The organism is Vibrio thalassae, from assembly GCF_900089835.1.
GTDB classification, from domain to species: domain Bacteria; phylum Pseudomonadota; class Gammaproteobacteria; order Enterobacterales; family Vibrionaceae; genus Vibrio; species Vibrio thalassae.
Genome location: NZ_OANU01000181.1, coordinates 1 through 1,172, shown reverse-complemented (window position 1 = coordinate 1,172; position 1,172 = coordinate 1). Strand labels below are relative to the sequence as shown.

General features: G+C 53.5%; 1 protein-coding gene. It reads left to right on the top strand.

What is annotated here, in order from left to right; genetic code table 11:
• On the top strand, window positions 1-1,172 hold a 1,172-nt coding region (locus tag VTH8203_RS23540; RefSeq protein ID WP_158296246.1), incomplete at both ends, for a hypothetical protein.

The window sequence follows — 1,172 nt, the reverse complement described above, 5'->3', positions numbered from 1 at the left end:
ACAGTGTTGATAACAGCGTCGATGCTTTTGCCAGTGTGCAGTTGGCGGCGACCAACAGTGACGTTAACGGTATCAGCAACACCATCTTAGGGAATATCCTAGGTTTAACCTTTGATGGTGCGAACGAGGCCGATTATCAAGCGGCGATAGCGGCAGAGGCGAGCATCGCGGATGTGGCGGCGTTGCAAGCAGTGATCGACAGTGTTGATAACAGCGTCGATGCTTTTGCCAGTGTGCAGTTGGCGGCGACGAACAGTGACGTTAACGGTATCAGCAATGCCATCTTAGGGAATATCCTAGGTTTAACCTTTGATGGTGCGAACGAGGCCGATTATCAAGCGGCGATAGCGGCAGAGGCGAGCATCGCGGATGTGGCGGCGTTGCAAGCAGTGATCGACAGTGTTGATAACAGCGTCGATGCTTTTGCCAGTGTGCAGTTGGCGGCGACCAACAGTGACGTTAACGGTATCAGCAACACCACCTTAGGGAATATCCTAGGTTTAACCTTTGATGGTGCGAACGAGGCCGATTATCAAGCGGCGATAGCGGCAGAGGCAAGCATTGCCGATGTGGCGGCGCTGCAAGTGCTGATTGACCGTGTTGATAACAGCGTCGATGCTTTTGCCAGTGTGCAGTTGGCGGCGACCAACAGTGACGTTAACGGTATCAGCAATGCCATCTTAGGGAATATCCTAGGTTTAACTTTTGATGGTGCGAACGAGGCCGATTATCAAGCGGCGATAGCGGCAGAGGCGAGCATTGCCGATGTGGCGGCGCTGCAAGTGCTGATTGACCGTGTTGATAACAGCGTCGATGCTTTTGCCAGTGTGCAGTTGGCGGCGACCAACAGTGACGTTAACGGTATCAGCAATGCCACCTTAGGGAATATCCTTGGTTTAACTTTTGATGGTGCGAACGAGGCTGACTACCAAGCGGCGATAGCGGCAGAGGCGAGCATTGCCGATGTGGCGGCGTTGCAAGCAGTGATCGACAGTGTTGATAACAGCGTCGATGCTTTTGCCAGTGTGCAGTTGGCGGCGACGAACAGTGACGTTAACGGTATCAGCAATGCCATCTTAGGGAATATCCTAGGTTTAACCTTTGATGGTGCGAACGAGGCCGATTATCAAGCGGCGATAGCGGCAGAGGCGAGCATCGCGGATGTGGCGGCG